This window comes from Clostridium porci (assembly GCF_009696375.1).
Taxonomy (GTDB): Bacteria; Bacillota; Clostridia; order Lachnospirales; family Lachnospiraceae; genus Enterocloster; species Enterocloster porci.
This window is the reverse complement of the sequence record NZ_VUMD01000025.1, coordinates 20,308-38,389: the sequence shown is the minus strand read 5'-3', so window position 1 is coordinate 38,389 and position 18,082 is coordinate 20,308. Positions and strand designations below refer to the sequence as shown.

Here is an 18,082-nt window from a genome sequence, read left to right as displayed (position 1 = left end):
CTTTACGGCGGGGACGGTATCGCTTATGAAGATTATGAGTACCAGCTACCAAAGAAGAAATTGAACAAAGAAACGCTGATAAAATACTACGACCTTATCCGTCCGACAAGGTGTGTGATTGAGGAAAGCCAGCGGTATTTACGATTGGAACATGAGGACAAGGAAAGCTATGTGTCCTACTTTACCGTCAATGCGATTGTCGGGGAGCTTGATTTTCCGTCAAGTGAAATCTTCTATTTCCAACAACAGCAATTCACATTCCCCGTTGATACTTCTATGAATGTAGAAATCGTGGAGAATCGAAAGGCTCTTACCACAGTAAGAAATAAGAAAAAGGAATTGAAAGATTTGGATAATCACGCCTATCAAGCAGGAAGTGAAACCAGTTCAAATGTGGTGGACGCATTAGACAGCGTGGATGAGCTGGAAACGGACTTAGACCAGACAAAAGAAAGTATGTATAAGCTCTCTTATGTAGTGCGTGTATCGGCTGATGATTTGGACGAATTAAAACGCCGTTGTGATGAAGTCAAGGACTTTTACGACGACCTCAATGTAAAGCTGGTGCGTCCTGCTGGGGATATGCTGGGGCTTCATTCTGAATTTTTACCTGCCAGCAAGCGATATATCAATGATTATGTGCAGTATGTAAAATCAGATTTTTTAGCTGGGCTTGGCTTTGGTGCGACACAGCAGTTAGGAGAAACTACGGGTATCTATATGGGCTATTCCGTTGATACGGGAAGAAATGTGTACCTGCAACCGTCCCTTGCCAGTCAAGGTATAAAAGGTACAGTTACCAACGCCCTTGCGTCTGCTTTTGTCGGTTCGCTTGGCGGTGGAAAGTCGTTCTGTAACAATCTTCTGGTGTATTATTCGGTTCTCTTTGGGGGACAGGCGGTTATCTTAGACCCAAAATCAGAGCGTGGCAACTGGAAGGAAACACTTCCAGAAATCGCACATGAAATCAATATCGTAAACTTAACCAGCGATAAAGGAAATGCAGGACTTCTTGACCCATTCGTGATTATGAAGAATGTAAAAGACGCTGAAAGTCTGGCAATCGACATCTTAACATTCCTTACGGGTATTTCCTCTAGGGACGGCGAAAAATTCCCCGTACTTCGTAAAGCGGTACGCTCCGTTACCCAGAGCAACAGTCGGGGCTTGCTCCATGTGATAGACGAGCTACGCCGTGAAGATACGCCCATATCAAGAAATATCGCAGACCATATCGACAGCTTCACGGACTACGACTTTGCACATCTGCTGTTTTCAGACGGGACGGTAGAAAATGCTATCAGTCTGGATAACCAGCTCAACATCATTCAAGTAGCTGACCTTGTACTGCCAGATAAAGATACCACTTTTGAGGAATACACGACCATTGAATTATTATCGGTTTCTATGCTGATTGTGATTAGTACCTTTGCCCTTGATTTTATCCATTCGGACAGAAGTATTTTTAAGATTGTAGACCTTGACGAAGCGTGGGCGTTCTTAAATGTGGCACAAGGAGAAACGCTCTCTAACAAGCTGGTTCGTGCTGGACGAGCTATGCAGGCAGGCGTTTATTTTGTTACCCAGTCTGCCTATGATGTTTCAAAGGAAAGTCTGAAAAACAATATCGGCTTGAAGTTTGCCTTTCGTTCTACTGACATTAACGAGATAAAACAGACCTTAGAGTTTTTTGGTATCGACAAGGACGACGAGAACAACCAGAAACGCTTGCGTGATTTAGAGAACGGACAATGCTTATTGCAGGACTTATACGGACGTGTCGGTGTGGTGCAGATACACCCCGTCTTTGAAGAACTGCTACACGCCTTTGATACCAGACCGCCCGTACAGAGAAATGAGGTGGAGTGATGAAAGAAAGGATAAAAGGTGCGTTCACAAAAAAGAAGATTTTCCACTTTCTCAAAATGGTTCTGTTCGTGGTGGCACTCTCCCTTATCCTGCTTTCACTTCTGGGGACGGTGGCTCATGCGACGGGGCTTGTGGACGATACCATAAATGCAGAAAATCTTTACTCAAAATATCCGCTGTCGAATTACCAGCTTGATTTTTATGTGGATAATAGCTGGTCGTGGCTTCCGTGGAACTGGCTGGACGGTATCGGAAAATCGGTGCAGTATGGGCTTTACTGCATTACCAACTTTGTCTGGACGATAAGCCTTTATTTAAGCAATGCCACGGGCTATGTGGTGCAGGAAGCCTATAAACTGGACTTCATTAACGATATGGCAGACAGTATCGGAAAAAGCATACAGACCATTGCAGGCGTAACACAGAACGGTTTTTCTTCTACGGGCTTCTATGTTGGTTTCCTGCTTCTCATTATCTTAGTGGTGGGACTTTATGTTGCCTATACGGGACTGATAAAACGGGAAACCAGCAAGGCACTTCATGCCGTTATTAACTTTGTGGTGGTGTTCGTGCTGTCCGCTTCGTTTATTGCCTACGCTCCCGACTACATCAAAAAGATAAATGAATTTTCAAGTGATATTAGTACCGCTTCGTTGGACTTGGGAACAAAAATCATGCTCCCAAACTCTGACAGCAAGGGCAAGGACAGCGTGGACTTGATAAGGGACAGCCTATTTTCTATTCAAGTGGAACAGCCGTGGTTACTCTTACAATTCGGGAACAGCAACGCAGAAGAAATCGGGGCAGACCGTGTAGAAGCTCTGGTATCGGCAAGCCCAGAGGACGAGGACGGAAAGACCAGAGAGGAAGTCGTGAAAACAGAAATCGAGGACAACGACAACAACAATCTGACGATACCGCAGGTCGTGAACCGTTTAGGTATGGTGTTCTTCCTACTGTTCTTCAACTTAGGGATAACGATATTTGTATTCTTGCTTACGGGCATGATGTTATTCAGCCAGATACTTTTTATTATCTTTGCTATGTTTCTGCCTATCAGCTTTTTACTTTCCATGATACCGAGCTATGAAAGCATGGCAAAGCAGGCAATCGTGAGGGTGTTTAATACCATAATGACACGAGCAGGAATAACGCTCATTGTAACGGTGGCGTTCAGCATTTCCAGTATGTTTTATAACATATCCACGGACTATCCGTTTTTCATGGTGGCGTTCTTACAGATAGTGTGTTTCGCTGGTATCTACATGAAGCTGGGTGACTTAATGAGTATGTTCTCTTTGAACGCTAATGATAGTCAAAGCATGGGACGAAGAATTTTCCGCAGACCATATCTATACTTGGCACATAGGGCTAGACGTATGGAAAGACGGCTTGCTGGTGCGGTTACTGCTGGTGGTGTTGCTGGTGCGGTGGCTGGTAGCACGATTTCAAACAGAAAAGCGACAAGGAACACAGCTACAAAAGATAGTCGGGGTAATACATCTTCCAGCATGGGACAGCGTGTAGGTTCAAAGGTGGGTGCTGTCTTAGATACAAAAAATAAAGTGAAAGATAAGGCAAGTGCTGTCAAAGAGAATATCAAGGATATGCCGACACAGACCGCTTATGCCGTCCACTCCGCAAAGGAAAAGGCAAAGTCCAGCGTGTCCGACTTCAAGCGTGGCATGGTGCAGGAACAGCAGTCCAGACAGTCGGGACGTATGGAAAAACGGGAACAGCATAGGCAGAATATCGCCGATAAGCGTATGGAGCTTCAAAAGGCACAAGAAGCAAGGCAGGCACAGCGAAAGGCTGACGGATCAGCGACAACGGGAGCTACCCGTCCCCATGAGCGACCAGCCACAGCTTCAACCATTCCAAAGCCGAGTGCTGAAAAAACGCAGGAAGTCAAACGCCCTGCCACAGCGACGACTTCAAAAACAAATGAGCCAGTCAAGACAACGGTTATCAAAGAGCGTCCCTTATCTTCGGGTACTTCTGATAGGAAAACGAGCCAGCCTACACAGCCAGTACATAGGCAGAATGTAGAAAAAGTGGTATCGCAGGAAACACGCCAGAATGACACCAAAGACCGCAGGACAAAAGTTCAGCAGACGCAAAGCGTCCAGAAAAACCAGCAGACCACAGAGAAAACCCGTAACCTTGTAATGAAGAAAGGACAGAAGAAAAAATGAAACTGAAACATATTGCTATTATCGGCAGTCTGTTTCCTATCCTCTTTTCACTGGTGCTTTTCTTTGGGGTGTTGATTAGTGCGGACAGCGACGACGAGAACAGCAACTTTTCTTCTGGCATTACGGGTATGAACTTATCCGCAGAAGTCTTGAAACATCAGCCTATGGTGGAAAAGTACGCCAGAGAATACGGCATTTCCGAGTATGTCAATGTGTTGCTGGCAATCATACAAGTGGAAAGTGGCGGTACAGCCGAGGACGTTATGCAAAGCTCTGAAAGTCTGGGACTACCGCCCAATTCATTAGATACAGAAAGTTCAATCAAGCAGGGGTGTAAATATTTTGCGTCCCTGCTTTCGTCCTGCAAAAATCAAGGTATGGACGATTTGAATGTAGCGATACAGTCTTATAACTATGGCGGTGGTTATGTGGGATATGTGGCAGGAAAAGGAAATAAACACACTTTCAACCTTGCAGAGAGCTTTGCCCGTGAAAAATCGGGTGGAAAGAAAGTAACATACACCAATCCAATAGCTGTTGCGAAGAATGGAGGCTGGCGGTATAGCTATGGAAATATGTTCTATGTGGAATTAGTCAATCAGTATTTAACTGTTCCGCAGGTGTCGGGAGAGCTGGCACAAAAGGTAATGAATGAAGCGTTGAAGTATCAAGGCTGGAAGTACGTCTATGGTGGTAGTAATCCCAACACTTCCTTTGACTGTTCGGGACTGACACAATGGTGTTATGGAAAAGCTGGTATCTCCTTACCGAGAACGGCACAAGCACAGTATGATGCTACCCAACATCTCCCACTCTCGCAGGCAAAGGCTGGGGACTTGGTATTTTTCCATTCTACCTATAACGCTGGTTCGTATGTAACCCACGTCGGCATTTATGTAGGAAATAACCAGATGTACCATGCAGGCGACCCGATAGGATTTGCAGACCTAAGCAGTAGTTACTGGCAACAGCACTTAATCGGTGCAGGACGAGTAAAACAATAGAAAGGACTTGAAGATATGTTTAAGAAAAATAAGAAACAGACAGAAACTATCAAAGAACCAAAAGAAAAAAAGGTGCGTACTGTCAAGGTAGGCACACATAAGAAAACTGTGATTGCCTTGTGGGTGGTGCTTATCGCAAGCGTGAGCTTCGGGGTGTATAAGAATTTTACCGCTATCGACCAGCACACCACCCATGAAAAAGAAATCATTGAGCTTCGCTTGCAGGACACCAACGGGATAGAAAATTTCGTGAAGAACTTTGCGAAGTCATATTACACATGGAATAACAGCAAAGAAGCGATTGAAGCAAGGACGCAGGCAATCAGCGGTTATCTGACAAAGGAATTGCAGGACTTGAATATAGATACCATTAGAACCGACATACCGACCAGCTCCACAGTTACAGATGTGATTGTATGGCATATCGAGCAATCGGGAACGGATACTTTTTCTGCTACCTACGAAGTAGATCAGCAGATAAAAGAGGGCGAACAGACAAGCAATGTGAAAGCAACCTATACTGTAAAAGTTCATGTAGACGCTGACGGGGATATGGTAATCGTTCAGAACCCTACTCTTGCACCAGCAATCGAAAAATCAGACTATGATCCAAAGACACCAGAAACAGACGCAAGTGTAGACGCTGATACTGCAAATGACGCTACCGCATTTCTGGAAACATTCTTTAAGTTGTACCCAACAGCCACAGAAAACGAACTTGCTTATTATGTGTCGGGGAATGTGCTTGAACCTATCGGCAGGGACTACCTTTATTCTGAACTGGTAAACCCTATCTTTACAAAAGACGGGGAGAATGTAAAAGTTAAGGTTGCTGTAAAATTCCTTGATAATCAGACAAAGGCAACGCAAGTATCGCAGTATGAGCTTGTGCTACATAAGGATAGTAACTGGAAGATTGTAGGATAATTGTAAAAGGCTTGTATCATATTTTTATGCTCTGCAAGCCTTTTAATATTGACAACTGTATTTTTAAGTATTATGCTGTACTTGTATAAGCTATACAGTATAGAACAAGGCGGTGTTTAAATGGAAATCTTTATCAATAATCATGCAAGCATACCTATTTATGAACAAATTTCTTCGCAAATAAAAGCATTGATTATAAATGGGGAATTAAAGGCTGGCGAAGCTCTACCATCAATAAGAGGACTTGCAAAATCATTGCATATAAGTGTATTGACTGTTCAAAAATCTTATGATGTGCTTCAAAAAGACGGTTTTATCGAAACAACAGCAGGCAAAGGGTGTTTTGTATCTGCTCAAAATCAAGATTTTTATATAGAAGAACAACAGAAAAAAATCGAAGATAGATTTGTAGAAGCTATTGAAATAGCCCGTGCAAGTGGCATAAACCTTGATAAATTGATTGGATTATTAAAATTATTATATGAGGAGGACGAGTAAATGGCTGAAAATATTTTAGAAGTTAAAAACCTTACAAAAGATTATGGCGATTTTGTATTAAATGACTTAAGTTTTTCCATTCCTAGAGGTGTAATTATGGGGCTTATTGGCGAAAATGGAGCTGGAAAATCGACCACAGTAAATTGTATTTTGAACGAAATTAAGAAAAACAGTGGAAACATTTTGATTTTTGGAAAAGACCACATAATTGATGAATGTGAAATAAAAGATAAAATCGGAATTGTATTTGACGAAAACCACTTTCCAGATATTTTTACACCAAAAGAAATTGAAAAATATATGTCGGGAATATATACCAATTGGGACAGTATAGCATTTCGTAATTATTTGAAACAGTTCGAATTACCAGCAAAGAAGAAAATTAAAGATTTTTCTAAAGGAATGAAAGTAAAACTTGCATTCGCTGTTGCTCTTTCACATAAAGCAGAATTACTTATATTAGATGAAGCAACAAGTGGATTGGACCCTATTATTCGAGATGATATTCTTGATATACTGATTGATTTTGTGCAAGATGAAAATTACTCTATTTTGTTTTCATCACATATTACAAGTGATTTAGAAAAAATAGCAGATTATATTACTTTTATTCATAAAGGACGGTTAGTTTTCTGCTCATTAAAAGACGACTTAATTGATAACTATGGTGTTGTAAGTTGTGGAGCAAGTGTCTTTGATACGCTAGATAAGACAGAAATTATTTCCTATCAAAAAGAAGATTATCAATATAAGGTTCTTGTTCGTGATAGAAACAAGATTGCAAAAGATTTTCCAAAAGCACTTGTAGAACCTGCTACTATTGAAAATATTATGTTGTTTTACGTAAAGGGGGAATTACAATGAAAGGCTTATTGATGAAAGATTTATTAGTAATTCAGAAAAAATATGGAATTACTAGAATTATTATGGATATATTCATTATAGTAGCTTTGATGTTATTTTTAAAAGGGACAGGAGCTATTTACATTAGTTTATTGTTAATTCCAGTTGAAATAATGACAATGATAATTTCCTTAACGACTTGCGACGAACAATGGAAATGGGGGAAATATGTTGTTGCACTACCCGTTTCAAAAACTACGATTGTAAAAAGCAGATATATAGTTGCTTTGATTATGACTTGTATTGGCTTTGGGGTAGCTTTGCTTGTTAATACCATAACATATTTTATATTCCCTCAATTTGCATTTGGTTATTATATGTTTATTGCTTGTGCTTCTTTTGCCGTAACCTTAGTATTTTTGTCATTTGTATTGCCTTCAAATTATTCACTTGGAGTTAATGCAGGTTTTGCGGTTATGTTTACTCTAGTGATTATTCTTGTTGTATTGGCAGTTTGGACAAATGTGACTAACAATTCTATTTTATGGTTTGTAGTCGATAATTTTGAATTGAGTATCGGCATAGCTTTTATAATAGTTATAGCTCTTGCTTTCAGTTCTTATCTTCTATCAAAAGCATTTTTTACTAGAAAATACAATTAGTGAGGTATTGTTATGAGAAAATGTCTTAGATGTCATGAAGAAATGGTCGAAAATTTAGATGTTAAAGTTGATATGCAGGGATATGGTATTAGAATAACTACTAAAGGCGTTTTTGGAACTACGGTAGAAAAACCTAAAGTTGCAGTTTGTCCAAAATGTGGCGAAGTTTCCTTATATATTGAAAATTTTAAATCAATAAAATAAATGATTAAAATCTGCATATAGACTGAGGGTTTATTGTTTGCTAACGTCCGAGCGGATATTGAAGAATTTATGAATAGTACATACCCAGAGATGCAAGCAAATTTCAAAAGGTATTTTGGAAATAGACATTTTACGCCGAAAAAATATGTTTATATCACTACGAAAAAGCAAAAATTAAATTTCTTAAAAGAATAAGGGGGGGCTATGGATAAGCAATTATGGGTATTATGTCCTATTTGCAATAATAAGACACGAACTAAAGTGCGAGAAGATACAGAACTGATAAATTTTCCTTTGTTCTGTCCGAAGTGCAAAACGGAAACTTTAATCAATATAAAGCATGGAAAAGTAACTATTATCAAAGAGCCAGACGCAAAGACGCAGAGCCGATAATTTGTAGGTTATTATGACTTATAGATTGTTGGCTCTTATTTGTTACCTGCGGAGCAGATCAGCAAATAGATAATGCAGAATAGCAAAAAGGGAAAACAAGAAGCTGATTACTTCTTGCTCTCCCTGCTGTTCAAGATACCGTCAATCGTACCTTGAATGATTTTTAATTCGTTATCACTCAATAAATCAAGAGAGGTTTCTATCTGACGGCGAGCTGTACTTTTTACGACGTTCTCTGCTGGATAGAAATATTCATCGACCGATATATTGAACATGGTAACTAAATCATGGAATAATTGAAAACTAGGGTGTGAACCAACATTTTCAATATCTGCGATATGGCGTTCTCCATAGAACACTTTATCGCCTAAATCATTACGAGAAAGCCCTGCTCTCTCACGGGCTTCTCTGATTGCCAGTCCTAAAGGTCTGAAATCAAAAGTTTGTGTTTCTTTTGCTTTTCTCATTTTAAATCACCTAGCATGAGTTTATACTTCATGCTGTATATTTAGAATGTGTTAAAATTGAGCGAATCATTCAATTAGAAAACGAAAAAGAATAGAATCACAAATCACTTGTGATTTGTGATTGTTGATGATAAAATAAGAGTAAGAAGAAATAGAAAGAAGTGAGTGGTTGTGGGAAATTTAGGCGCACAAAAAGCAAAACGAAATGATACACCAATCAGTGCAAAAAAAGATATTATGGGGGATAAGACGGTTCGTGTTCGTGCTGACTTGCACCATATTATAAAAATCGAAACAGCAAAGAATGGCGGAAACGTAAAAGAAGTTATGGATAAAGCCTTAGAAGAATATATTCGGAAATATTTACCTGACAAACTTTAAAAGGAGTGAAAATGAAATGGCAGTTACTTATGAAAAAACATTTGAAATAGAGATCATTAACGAATTATCGGCAAGCGTTTATAATCGAGTATTAAACTATGTTTTGAATCATGAATTAAATAAAAATGACTCTCAATTATTGGAAGTCAATTTATTAAACCAATTAAAGCTTGCAAAACGTGTAAATCTTTTTGATTATTCTTTAGAAGAATTACAAGCCGTTCATGAGTATTGGCGGTCAATGAATCGCTATTCAAAACAAGTTTTGAATAAAGAGAAAGTGGCTTAATATGGCAAATATAGTCAATTTTACTGACAAACAATTTGAAAATCGCTTAAATGATAATTTAGAAGAATTGGTTCAAGGAAAAAAAGCGGTTGAATCGCCAACCGCTTTTTTACTTGGTGGGCAACCAGGGTCAGGGAAAACGAGTTTGCGAAGAAGATGATTGAGCAGGCAGGAACAAAGTGATAAATTCAAATTGTGAGGGAAAATATAGATGAATCAAGGAAGAATTATTGTGATTACAGGCTCACCGGGGACAGGAAAAACAACAACTGCGTCAATTGTCGCAAAGGAATCAGATATGGATAAATCAGTGCATATGCACACCGATGACTTTTTTCATTACTTAAGCAAAGGCGCAATACCACCACATTTGCCAGAATCCAACAAGCAAAATCTGGTTGTCATTGAAGCCTTTTTAGAGGCTGCAAAGCGATATGCTCGTGGCGGATATGATGTAATTGTAGATGGGATTGTCGGGCCATGGTTTTTGGAGCCATGGAAAGCTCTTGCCCAAGAAGATTACGAGGTACACTATATTGTATTAAGAGCGAGTATGGAAATAAGACTTAGAAGCAAACTTAAGAGTGTGTTGATAGTGCAGTATCTTAAAATTTTGTATAATAGGAATTGAAGTTAAATTAGATGCTAAAAATTTGTAATTAAGAAGGAGTGATTACATGAACAAAAATATAAAATATTCTCAAAACTTTTTAACGAGTGAAAAAGTACTCAACCAAATAATAAAACAATTGAATTTAAAAGAAACCGATACCGTTTACGAAATTGGAACAGGTAAAGGGCATTTAACGACGAAACTGGCTAAAATAAGTAAACAGGTAACGTCTATTGAATTAGACAGTCATCTATTCAACTTATCGTCAGAAAAATTAAAACTGAATACTCGTGTCACTTTAATTCACCAAGATATTCTACAGTTTCAATTCCCTAACAAACAGAGGTATAAAATTGTTGGGAGTATTCCTTACCATTTAAGCACACAAATTATTAAAAAAGTGGTTTTTGAAAGCCATGCGTCTGACATCTATCTGATTGTTGAAGAAGGATTCTACAAGCGTACCTTGGATATTCACCGAACACTAGGGTTGCTCTTGCACACTCAAGTCTCGATTCAGCAATTGCTTAAGCTGCCAGCGGAATGCTTTCATCCTAAACCAAAAGTAAACAGTGTCTTAATAAAACTTACCCGCCATACCACAGATGTTCCAGATAAATATTGGAAGCTATATACGTACTTTGTTTCAAAATGAGTCAATCGAGAATATCGTCAACTGTTTACTAAAAATCAGTTTCATCAAGCAATGAAACACGCCAAAGTAAACAATTTAAGTACCGTTACTTATGAGCAAGTATTGTCTATTTTTAATAGTTATCTATTATTTAACGGGAGGAAATAATTCTATGAGTCGCTTTTGTAAATTTGGAAAGTTACACGTTACTAAAGGGAATGTAGATAAATTATTAGGTATACTACTGACAGCTTCCAAGGAGCTAAAGAGGTCCCTAGCGCCTACGGGGAATTTGTATCGATAAGGGGTACAAATTCCCACTAAGCGCTCGGGACCCCTTGTAGGAAAATGTCCTAAGTGTGGCAACAATATTGTATTAAAAAAATCGTTTTATGGTTGTTCAAATTATCCTGAATGTACCTTCACTTTAGCTGAACATTTTAGAAAGAAAAAACTCACCAAAACAAATGTAAAAGAATTACTAGAGGGAAAAGAAACCCTGGTAAAAGGAATCAAAACGAAAGATAGAAAGTCCTACAATGCCGTTGTAAAAATCGGAGAAAAGGGATATATTGATTTTATCTCTTTTTCAAAATAAGCATAAAAGCCCTTTAAAGAGGGCTTTTATATATTAATCACAAATCACTTATCACAAATCACAAGTGATTAATCACAAATCACTTGTGATTTGTGATTCCTAATGATACAATATTACTATACAAAAAAAGAATGGGGCGTAGTTATGGAGAAGGAAGAACTCAAAATACTTGAAGAATTAAGACGTATTTTAAACAGTAAAAATGAAGCGATTGTTATCTTAAACAATTATTTTAAAGGTGGTGTTGGAAAGTCAAAATTATCGACTATGTTTGCTTACTTGACAGACAAATTTAATTTAAAAGTTTTAATGATCGATAAGGACTTACAAGCAACATTGACAAAAGACTTAGCAAAAACATTTAAGGTAGAATTGCCACGTGTTAATTTTTATGAAGGACTGAAAAATGGAAACTTGGCTTCTTCTATTGTTCATTTGACTGATAATTTAGACTTGATCCCTGGCACGTTTGATTTGATGTTACTGCCAAAATTAACTCGCTCATGGACTTTTGAAAATGAAAGTAGATTGCTTGCTACTCTTTTAGCACCTTTAAAAAGTGACTATGATCTCATTATTATTGATACTGTACCAACGCCAAGCGTTTATACAAATAATGCAATCGTGGCAAGTGATTACGTCATGATCCCTTTACAAGCAGAAGAAGAAAGTACAAACAACATTCAAAACTATATTTCCTATTTGATTGATTTACAAGAACAGTTTAACCCTGGACTAGATATGATCGGTTTTGTTCCTTATTTAGTTGATACGGACAGCACAACGATAAAATCAAACCTGGAAGAACTGTACAAGCAACATAAAGAAGATAACTTGGTTTTCCAAAATATTATCAAGCGAAGTAATAAAGTAAGTACCTGGTCTAAAAACGGCATTACAGAACACAAAGGCTATGACAAAAAAGTTTTATCTATGTATGAGAACGTATTTTTTGAAATGCTTGCATATAGTATGCAGTAATAATTCAAAAGCTGTTATCGTGTGCGGTAAATAAAAAAAACCGTTCCTAGATAATACACTTTTGTGCGTCTTGAAAAATAACGGGACGGTTTTGGATATAACCAGAACTGTCCTTTTTTCTTAGGAGTAAATAAGGCATAGCTCTGGTTAAAGGGGGCTATACCATGATTGCATACGGAAGAACGTTCTGCCGTTCTCAACTGAATAAATATTTCAGTCCACTATTACAATCATTACACCCTTTACAAGAATTAAAAATTCATATCAATAGAATTTATAAAACAGTCTGTTTGTGTAATTACACATTATCGGGCTGTTTTTGTTTTGTTAAAAATTTTTTTCAACTTTTTTCGGTTTCAACTTAGCAAATCACACCTGTCGTTCCCTATATGGTGCGGAAAGAGGGATAACCACTTTTCATATCGTAACGGAAAGGGGGTGAGATTGATGAAACCATCTGACTTCCAGAAAACAGTTCAATGCCGTTTTGAAAGTTGTTTGAAGAAAGTTGTCCGACATGTTGTTAAGGACTATCAGAAGAAATTAAAGCGACGACAAAAGGGAGAAACGCTTTTTTGTGAACTTCCAGAAATCGTTGTAGAAAATCTGGCTGTCTGGGACGACTATGATACGGACTATACGATTTTCAATGTATGTGGTAGTGATATTCGTATTTGTGATGATGAACTGGCAGAAGCCTTGAAACATTTGTCTGAGCGTAATCGAGAAAATTTGTTGATGTATTATTTCTTGGAAATGAGCGATACCGAGATTGCAAAAAGACAAAATATTTCAAGAAGTGGTGTTTTTCAAAACCGACACAATTCACTAGAGCTTATGAAAAAAATACTAAAGGAGAAATGATAGCAAATGAAACACACAATGAAGAAGCCGTCCTACTACTTGCTTTCGCAGGCAATGGACGGGGACGAAAAAGCGATTGAAAAGATACTGGCATTTTATGACCCTTACATATCAAAGTGCTGTCTACGACCACTCTATGATGAATACGGCAATGTCTATATTGTTGTAGATATGGAATTAAAGGGACTTATCAGAGAAGCACTTATTAAAATGATTTTAGGGTTTGATATTGCCTTAGAAATCGAAGAAGAATAACAAGCAGTAACCGCAGAGCATGATTTGTTCAATCCCCTCTTTCCTGCTCTGCCCCTGCTTTTATATGAAAGCAACACGCTTTCGCCACAGCTCTTTGACAACTGAATAAAGCAGACAGATACGTTTGTGAGATAGCGAGCCACGGGAACTGTACGCCACGACCTTTTCAAAAGAAAGCGAGCGACCCACGCAGTGATCCGAGAGCGACTGTTGGAAAAGTCGTTTTGCCATGACCTATCCTCACAGAATAATGATACGTCCGCATGGTGCGGTTCTGCCCACAAGAATGGGAATAGTTGAGATACTAACGGAGCTTTCCAAAGCCGTCTGCCTGCTTATAATTGATAGTTTCAGCAACAAAATCTATCTACTCTTTTTATTTAGGTGTGTTATAATGACCTTATTAGACGAGTGTATTTTGTTGCTGTCACAAATGAAAGGGGTCTTAATAGTGATAAGTGATACACAAAATGCACAATCTCCTACAAAGGAAAAAAAGACTTATACAGTAGAGGAAATTGCTGAACAACTGGACATTAGCAAAAAGGTAGCTTATTCATTAGTAAAAAGCGGTCAATTCAGTTATGTTCGTGCTGGTAAAGCCATACGGGTATCAAAGGTTTCTTTCGATAAATGGTTAAATGAAATTTAACTATAAGGAGAGAAAATTATGGCTTCAATCAAACAAAGAAAATCAAGTTTTTCAGTTATTTATTGGTACTTAGATAGTGCAGGAGAAAGAAAACAAAAATGGGACACGCTGGAAACAAGAAAAGAAGCAAAACAGCGAAAAGCCTTTATAGAATACTATCAAGAGAAATTTGGATATGTGATAGTTCCATTAGAGGAACAATTTGCACATCAGATTGAAAATTCTAAAAAGGAGTTAGATGTTGTAGACAAAGATATTACATTGCGTGATTTCCTAGAAATTTTTGTTAATTTATATGGCACATCTAAATGGTCGCCGAGTACATTTAGTAGTAAGGTAGGCAGTATTGAAAATTATATCAATCCGATTATTGGAGATTGGAAACTGAATGAAATAACTACAAAAAGTCTATCAAAATACTACAATGATTTATTGAGCGTTCCAGAAGTACCACGGGCAAACAGAAAAGCAACTGGTCGTTGTGTTCAACCAGCGAACATCAAAAAAATACATGATATTATCCGCTGTGCCTTAAATCAAGCTATCCGCTGGGAGTATATTGATACAAACAAAAGAAACCCTGCGTCTTTGGCTACGTTACCAAAAATTCCAAAGACTAGGCGAAAAGTGTGGAGTGTTCAAACATTTCGAGAAGCGGTAAAAGCCACGGAAGATGATTTGCTTTCAATTTGTATGCACTTAGCTTTTTCCTGCTCTATGCGAATTGGAGAAATTACAGGACTTACATGGGAAGATGTTATTATTGATGAAGAGTCCATTGCTACAAATAATGCAAAGGTAATCATCAATAAAGAACTTTCAAGAGTAAATGCAGAAGCTATGCAGAAATTAAAGGAAAAGGATATTTTAAAGATTTTCCCAACGCAAAAACCGCATTGTACCACAAGGCTTGTCTTGAAAACGCCAAAAACAGAAACAAGTAATCGTGTTGTCTGGTTACCTAAAACAGTTGCGGAACTATTGGTGCAATATAAAAAAGACCAGCAGGAATTAAAGGAATTTTTAGGAAGTGCCTACAATGATTACAACCTTGTTATTGCGTTGGATAATGGCAATCCCGTGGAAAGCCGTATTGTTAGAGATAGGTTTCAAAAGCTCTGTGAAGAAAACGATTATGAAGTTGTGGTATTTCACAGCCTACGCCATTTAAGTACGGGTTATAAACTCAAAATGACAAACGGAGATGTTAAGTCCGTACAAGGCGATACTGGTCACGCAGAAGCAGAAATGGTTACAGATGTATATTCAGAAATCATTGACGAGGACAGACGTTTCAATGCACAAAAAATGGATAAAGAATTTTATTCTACGCTTAATGATGATACAGACAATCCAAAGCAAGATACCGACTTAACCGATAGTGATATGGCGTTATTGGAACTGATTAAATCTTTATCGCCAGAAATGAAAGAGCAATTTTTAAAGCAGGCACTTCAAAGATAGAATTTCAAAAGTGTTAGCAAATTCCAAAAAAACCAGCGATTTTTCTTCAAAAATAAAAAAGTGTTAGCAAGCCTATTTCCTTAAAAGTCTTAAAAAAATATCGAATAAAAAATGACAGATTGAAAACAATTCGTATTCAGCGTAAATAGAAAGCCATAAATAAAGAAACGCTGAAAACCTTGTAAAATAAGGCTTTCAGCGGAGTTTGTGGCGTCCCAGACAGGAGTCGAACCTGCGACGTTTCGCTTAGGAGGCGAACCCTCTATCCTGCTGAGGTACTGGGACATTCTTAAAAATCTATTCAATTTTATCTAGTTATCATATCAAAAGGCGTTTGTTCCACCTAGCCCTTAGGAGGCGTGTGCTCTATCCAGCTGAGCTACATGGACATTTGTAAAATTATTCAGTTGTTTGCCTCATTTGGACTCGAACCATCTACCGCTTAGGAGGCGGACGCTCTATCCTGCTGAGCTACAGAAACACGTATTAAATTTATGCGGGGCGAATCCCCAAAATGTGTCCGCAGTAGGTTCTCTTAGGAGGCGTGTGCTCTATCCTGCTGAGCTATATGGACGTGTCAATTTATGATTTCATGCCCGATATGAATCGAACTTAAATCCTATATGAAGTTTTCAAAAGACGGTCGCTCTATCCAACTGAGCTACATGGATGTATCGCAATTTATGATTACAATCCAACTGTAATCCTTTATTAACTTCTTACCAGATGACTCTTGTAACACAACCCAGGAAGGACGTCCTCTATCCCTGCCAAACGCTTTATTTAACCAAGGGTCAAACATTAAAAGCATACCACTAAGTTAACCTGTATAGTCCGTTTTATATAATAGCGCATTTCGTTAAAAAAATCAAGCCTCAAAATTCAACTGTTCCCTGCATCCATACCTGACCTTTGAATCTTCGGCCAATTTCCGGCACCCCCAAAAGATCCTGTTTGTTGATCAACGTGTGAAAAATCATATCATTACAGTCCAAACGCAGTTTGTATATCTCCTCCTTTGTAATCCGATTAGCCATTTTTTCAATTCCGGTGATCTCTCCGATAACTGAATACTGGTCGCATTCTACGCCGCAAGGCATAAAACAGGTTTCAATAATTGAATAAACATCCTCATTGACAATCCGTCTGGAAACCATAGAATACTTATCAATATCTTCCATGGTCAATGTCTCAATGGCATCCTCATCTCCATGCCTGGCTGCTTCCAGAAGTTTGGAGCGCACCCTGGCAGCCTGCTTGGAATCCTCAGCCTGCTGTTCCGTTTTCTGTATGGGCAGAAGTATCCGCCCCTGAACAGAAAATCCTGTCAAAGCAGCTCCTGTAGGCTGCACGCTCTGTCTGTCAGCCAGGCGGATTCTGTACTCCATAGAATTTTCTATATAAAAGATCAGAGAAATTCCAACCTTGTATTCATCCAGGAGACCGGCATAAGTTTCCCTCTCCGTATGGCGCTGAATAGAACATTCTGCCCTGGAGCTAATTTCCGTGCTTTTGGTATAAGGGTAATAATATTCCCGGCGGAAGGTTCCCTTCTCGCTAAGCTGTCCTACTATGGCAACGCCAGTACCTGGCGCTATTTCTGTTCTCAGCTCGCAAAGTCTGCTTCCATCCGTATCTGTCAGGATTCCCGTGCGTTCTGCTTCCTTCGCTAAGCGGCGCAGCAGCTTCTCCATATCCTGTTTTTTCTGATACATACTAAAACCCAGCGTTCTCATAAACTTATGCATATTGTCACCTTCTTTCTTTTTTGCCATACCATATGACCATTGCTCTTTTTTAGACAACAATGAGGCTAAAGGAACACCTTCGCCTCATTATCTTTGCTCATTATATACTACTTTATTGCAGATTACCAGCATTTTTTAGAAACAACCGGTAAAAATATTTTTTGCACAGCCTATACCCCTGGATAACTAAGAATATACTTAAAGCTGCCAACCAATTCCTCATACACAAAATTTACTTTTGCCTTTGTCCTGGAAACACCTCCGATGCACCTTGAAGAATATTGGGCTTTGGAGTATAATAATAAGGATTTGTTTGCTAAACTGCCGGACGAAGGAGTTGGTTACTACATAAGAAAGTGGATGACACTAAAAGAGCAAGGGATTGGAGCCTGCCAGGAGTAACCAGAAAGCAAAAAACCCTTGAGTAAAATCAAGGGCTTCCGCAGTCGGAGTAACAGGATTTGAACCTGCGACCTCTCGGCCCCCAGCCGAGCGCGCTACCAAGCTACGCCATACTCCGATTTCGAACTTCTATATTATA

Annotated in this window: 20 protein-coding genes, 3 tRNA genes and 2 pseudogenes; 20 read left to right on the top strand and 5 right to left on the bottom strand. The window is 38.6% G+C overall.

Annotated elements, in window-relative coordinates:
- The 9 genes from tcpF to FYJ39_RS18560 form a co-directional block, all read left to right on the top strand.
- Window positions 1-1,869, top strand: a 1,869-nt coding sequence (tcpF, locus tag FYJ39_RS18600; RefSeq protein WP_154473858.1) for a conjugal transfer ATPase TcpF, incomplete at its 5' end; no start/stop codon positions are given.
- Window positions 1,869-4,064, top strand: coding sequence for a CD3337/EF1877 family mobilome membrane protein (locus FYJ39_RS18595; RefSeq protein WP_003423053.1), 2,196 nt, complete (start codon window positions 1,869-1,871; stop codon window positions 4,062-4,064). The genes tcpF and FYJ39_RS18595, both read left to right, overlap by 1 nt.
- Window positions 4,061-5,068: a C40 family peptidase gene (locus FYJ39_RS18590; RefSeq protein WP_003423055.1), complete on the top strand. Its 1,008-nt coding sequence runs from the start codon at window positions 4,061-4,063 to the stop codon at window positions 5,066-5,068. Before FYJ39_RS18595 ends, FYJ39_RS18590 begins: the two co-directional genes overlap by 4 nt.
- Window positions 5,069-5,083: 15 nt before the next feature.
- Window positions 5,084-5,995 carry a conjugal transfer protein gene (locus FYJ39_RS18585; protein ID WP_003423057.1) on the top strand — a complete coding sequence of 304 codons (912 nt, stop codon included), beginning with the start codon at window positions 5,084-5,086 and terminating at the stop codon, window positions 5,993-5,995.
- 120 nt (window positions 5,996-6,115) lie between these two features.
- Window positions 6,116-6,493, top strand: a complete 378-nt coding sequence (locus tag FYJ39_RS18580; protein WP_003423058.1) for a GntR family transcriptional regulator — start codon at window positions 6,116-6,118, stop codon at window positions 6,491-6,493.
- Window positions 6,494-7,357 (top strand): ABC transporter ATP-binding protein, encoded by an 864-nt coding sequence (locus FYJ39_RS18575; protein ID WP_003423060.1) that lies wholly within the window; start codon window positions 6,494-6,496, stop codon window positions 7,355-7,357.
- A complete protein-coding gene (locus FYJ39_RS18570; RefSeq protein WP_003423062.1) occupies window positions 7,354-7,998 on the top strand; it encodes an ABC-2 transporter permease in 645 nt (214 codons plus the stop codon). Before FYJ39_RS18575 ends, FYJ39_RS18570 begins: the two co-directional genes overlap by 4 nt.
- 12 nt (window positions 7,999-8,010) lie before the next feature.
- On the top strand, window positions 8,011-8,202 hold the full coding sequence (locus FYJ39_RS18565; protein ID WP_003423063.1) for a hypothetical protein: 192 nt from the start codon (window positions 8,011-8,013) through the stop codon (window positions 8,200-8,202).
- A 204-nt stretch (window positions 8,203-8,406) separates the two neighbouring features.
- The gene (locus tag FYJ39_RS18560) at window positions 8,407-8,595 is read left to right on the top strand and encodes a cysteine-rich KTR domain-containing protein (protein WP_009269672.1); all 189 of its coding nucleotides are present in this window, start codon (window positions 8,407-8,409) and stop codon (window positions 8,593-8,595) included.
- A 107-nt stretch (window positions 8,596-8,702) separates the two neighbouring features.
- Here the strand turns inward: FYJ39_RS18560 and FYJ39_RS18555 are convergent, their stop codons facing one another.
- Window positions 8,703-9,062, bottom strand: coding sequence for a helix-turn-helix transcriptional regulator (locus FYJ39_RS18555; RefSeq protein ID WP_003423065.1), 360 nt, complete (start codon window positions 9,060-9,062; stop codon window positions 8,703-8,705).
- Between the two features lie 171 nt (window positions 9,063-9,233).
- Between FYJ39_RS18555 and FYJ39_RS18550 the strand changes: the two genes are divergently transcribed.
- The 10 genes and pseudogenes from FYJ39_RS18550 (at window position 9,234) to FYJ39_RS18485 (ending at window position 15,793) form a co-directional block, all read left to right on the top strand.
- Window positions 9,234-9,443, top strand: coding sequence for a peptide-binding protein (locus FYJ39_RS18550; protein WP_000527317.1), 210 nt, complete (start codon window positions 9,234-9,236; stop codon window positions 9,441-9,443).
- A 16-nt stretch (window positions 9,444-9,459) separates the two neighbouring features.
- The gene (locus FYJ39_RS18545) at window positions 9,460-9,732 is read left to right on the top strand and encodes an antitoxin (protein ID WP_000301765.1); all 273 of its coding nucleotides are present in this window, start codon (window positions 9,460-9,462) and stop codon (window positions 9,730-9,732) included.
- A gap of 1 nt (window position 9,733) precedes the next feature.
- Window positions 9,734-10,363 (top strand): annotated as a pseudogene (locus tag FYJ39_RS21610) (zeta toxin family protein).
- Window positions 10,364-10,409: 46 nt separating this feature from the next.
- Window positions 10,410-11,147: pseudogene (gene erm(B), locus FYJ39_RS18530) on the top strand (23S rRNA (adenine(2058)-N(6))-methyltransferase Erm(B)).
- A 145-nt stretch (window positions 11,148-11,292) separates the two neighbouring features.
- Window positions 11,293-11,577, top strand: a complete 285-nt coding sequence (locus tag FYJ39_RS18520; RefSeq protein WP_073459356.1) for a topoisomerase C-terminal repeat-containing protein — start codon at window positions 11,293-11,295, stop codon at window positions 11,575-11,577.
- A 144-nt stretch (window positions 11,578-11,721) separates the two neighbouring features.
- Complete coding sequence (locus tag FYJ39_RS18515; RefSeq protein ID WP_021377930.1) at window positions 11,722-12,558, top strand: ParA family protein; 837 nt, start codon at window positions 11,722-11,724, stop codon at window positions 12,556-12,558.
- Window positions 12,559-13,005: 447 nt separating this feature from the next.
- Window positions 13,006-13,422, top strand: coding sequence for an RNA polymerase sigma factor (locus FYJ39_RS18510; RefSeq protein ID WP_003423075.1), 417 nt, complete (start codon window positions 13,006-13,008; stop codon window positions 13,420-13,422).
- 6 nt (window positions 13,423-13,428) lie between these two features.
- Complete coding sequence (locus FYJ39_RS18505; RefSeq protein WP_002323370.1) at window positions 13,429-13,677, top strand: helix-turn-helix domain-containing protein; 249 nt, start codon at window positions 13,429-13,431, stop codon at window positions 13,675-13,677.
- 394 nt (window positions 13,678-14,071) lie between these two features.
- A complete protein-coding gene (locus tag FYJ39_RS21065) occupies window positions 14,072-14,329 on the top strand; it encodes a helix-turn-helix domain-containing protein (protein ID WP_009269671.1) in 258 nt (85 codons plus the stop codon).
- Between the two features lie 18 nt (window positions 14,330-14,347).
- Window positions 14,348-15,793, top strand: coding sequence for a site-specific integrase (locus FYJ39_RS18485; protein ID WP_003423078.1), 1,446 nt, complete (start codon window positions 14,348-14,350; stop codon window positions 15,791-15,793).
- A gap of 208 nt (window positions 15,794-16,001) precedes the next feature.
- Here FYJ39_RS18485 and FYJ39_RS18480 read toward each other — a convergent pair.
- The 3 genes from FYJ39_RS18480 to FYJ39_RS18470 all read right to left on the bottom strand — a co-directional run bounded on the left by FYJ39_RS18480 (window position 16,002) and on the right by FYJ39_RS18470 (window position 17,541).
- A tRNA-Arg gene (locus tag FYJ39_RS18480) sits at window positions 16,002-16,078 on the bottom strand.
- Window positions 16,079-16,200: 122 nt separating this feature from the next.
- Window positions 16,201-16,275, bottom strand: a tRNA-Arg gene (locus FYJ39_RS18475).
- Between the two features lie 393 nt (window positions 16,276-16,668).
- Complete coding sequence (locus tag FYJ39_RS18470; protein WP_154473857.1) at window positions 16,669-17,541, bottom strand: DUF3881 family protein; 873 nt, start codon at window positions 17,539-17,541, stop codon at window positions 16,669-16,671.
- 264 nt (window positions 17,542-17,805) lie between these two features.
- Here FYJ39_RS18470 and FYJ39_RS18465 point away from each other — a divergent pair, with 264 nt between their 5' ends.
- Window positions 17,806-17,943: a hypothetical protein gene (locus FYJ39_RS18465; protein WP_154473856.1), complete on the top strand. Its 138-nt coding sequence runs from the start codon at window positions 17,806-17,808 to the stop codon at window positions 17,941-17,943.
- Between the two features lie 44 nt (window positions 17,944-17,987).
- Here the strand turns inward: FYJ39_RS18465 and FYJ39_RS18460 are convergent.
- Window positions 17,988-18,061: transfer RNA gene (locus FYJ39_RS18460), tRNA-Pro, on the bottom strand.
- Between the last annotated feature and the right edge of the window lie 21 nt (window positions 18,062-18,082).

Bases quoted from the DNA above. Each gene is read 5' to 3' on its own strand.
- FYJ39_RS18595 (WP_003423053.1), top strand. From the start codon at position 1,869: ATGAAAGAAAGGATAAAAGGTGCGTTCACAAAAAAGAAGATTTTCCAC.
- FYJ39_RS18590 (WP_003423055.1), top strand. From the start codon at position 4,061: ATGAAACTGAAACATATTGCTATTATCGGCAGTCTGTTTCCTATCCTC.
- FYJ39_RS18585 (WP_003423057.1), top strand. From the start codon at position 5,084: ATGTTTAAGAAAAATAAGAAACAGACAGAAACTATCAAAGAACCAAAA.
- FYJ39_RS18580 (WP_003423058.1), top strand. From the start codon at position 6,116: ATGGAAATCTTTATCAATAATCATGCAAGCATACCTATTTATGAACAA.
- FYJ39_RS18575 (WP_003423060.1), top strand. From the start codon at position 6,494: ATGGCTGAAAATATTTTAGAAGTTAAAAACCTTACAAAAGATTATGGC.
- FYJ39_RS18570 (WP_003423062.1), top strand. From the start codon at position 7,354: ATGAAAGGCTTATTGATGAAAGATTTATTAGTAATTCAGAAAAAATAT.
- FYJ39_RS18565 (WP_003423063.1), top strand. From the start codon at position 8,011: ATGAGAAAATGTCTTAGATGTCATGAAGAAATGGTCGAAAATTTAGAT.
- FYJ39_RS18560 (WP_009269672.1), top strand. From the start codon at position 8,407: ATGGATAAGCAATTATGGGTATTATGTCCTATTTGCAATAATAAGACA.
- FYJ39_RS18555 (WP_003423065.1), bottom strand. From the start codon at position 9,062: ATGAGAAAAGCAAAAGAAACACAAACTTTTGATTTCAGACCTTTAGGA.
- FYJ39_RS18545 (WP_000301765.1), top strand. From the start codon at position 9,460: ATGGCAGTTACTTATGAAAAAACATTTGAAATAGAGATCATTAACGAA.
- FYJ39_RS18515 (WP_021377930.1), top strand. From the start codon at position 11,722: ATGGAGAAGGAAGAACTCAAAATACTTGAAGAATTAAGACGTATTTTA.
- FYJ39_RS18510 (WP_003423075.1), top strand. From the start codon at position 13,006: ATGAAACCATCTGACTTCCAGAAAACAGTTCAATGCCGTTTTGAAAGT.
- FYJ39_RS18505 (WP_002323370.1), top strand. From the start codon at position 13,429: ATGAAACACACAATGAAGAAGCCGTCCTACTACTTGCTTTCGCAGGCA.
- FYJ39_RS21065 (WP_009269671.1), top strand. From the start codon at position 14,072: ATGACCTTATTAGACGAGTGTATTTTGTTGCTGTCACAAATGAAAGGG.
- FYJ39_RS18485 (WP_003423078.1), top strand. From the start codon at position 14,348: ATGGCTTCAATCAAACAAAGAAAATCAAGTTTTTCAGTTATTTATTGG.
- FYJ39_RS18470 (WP_154473857.1), bottom strand. From the start codon at position 17,541: ATGCATAAGTTTATGAGAACGCTGGGTTTTAGTATGTATCAGAAAAAA.
- FYJ39_RS18465 (WP_154473856.1), top strand. From the start codon at position 17,806: ATGCACCTTGAAGAATATTGGGCTTTGGAGTATAATAATAAGGATTTG.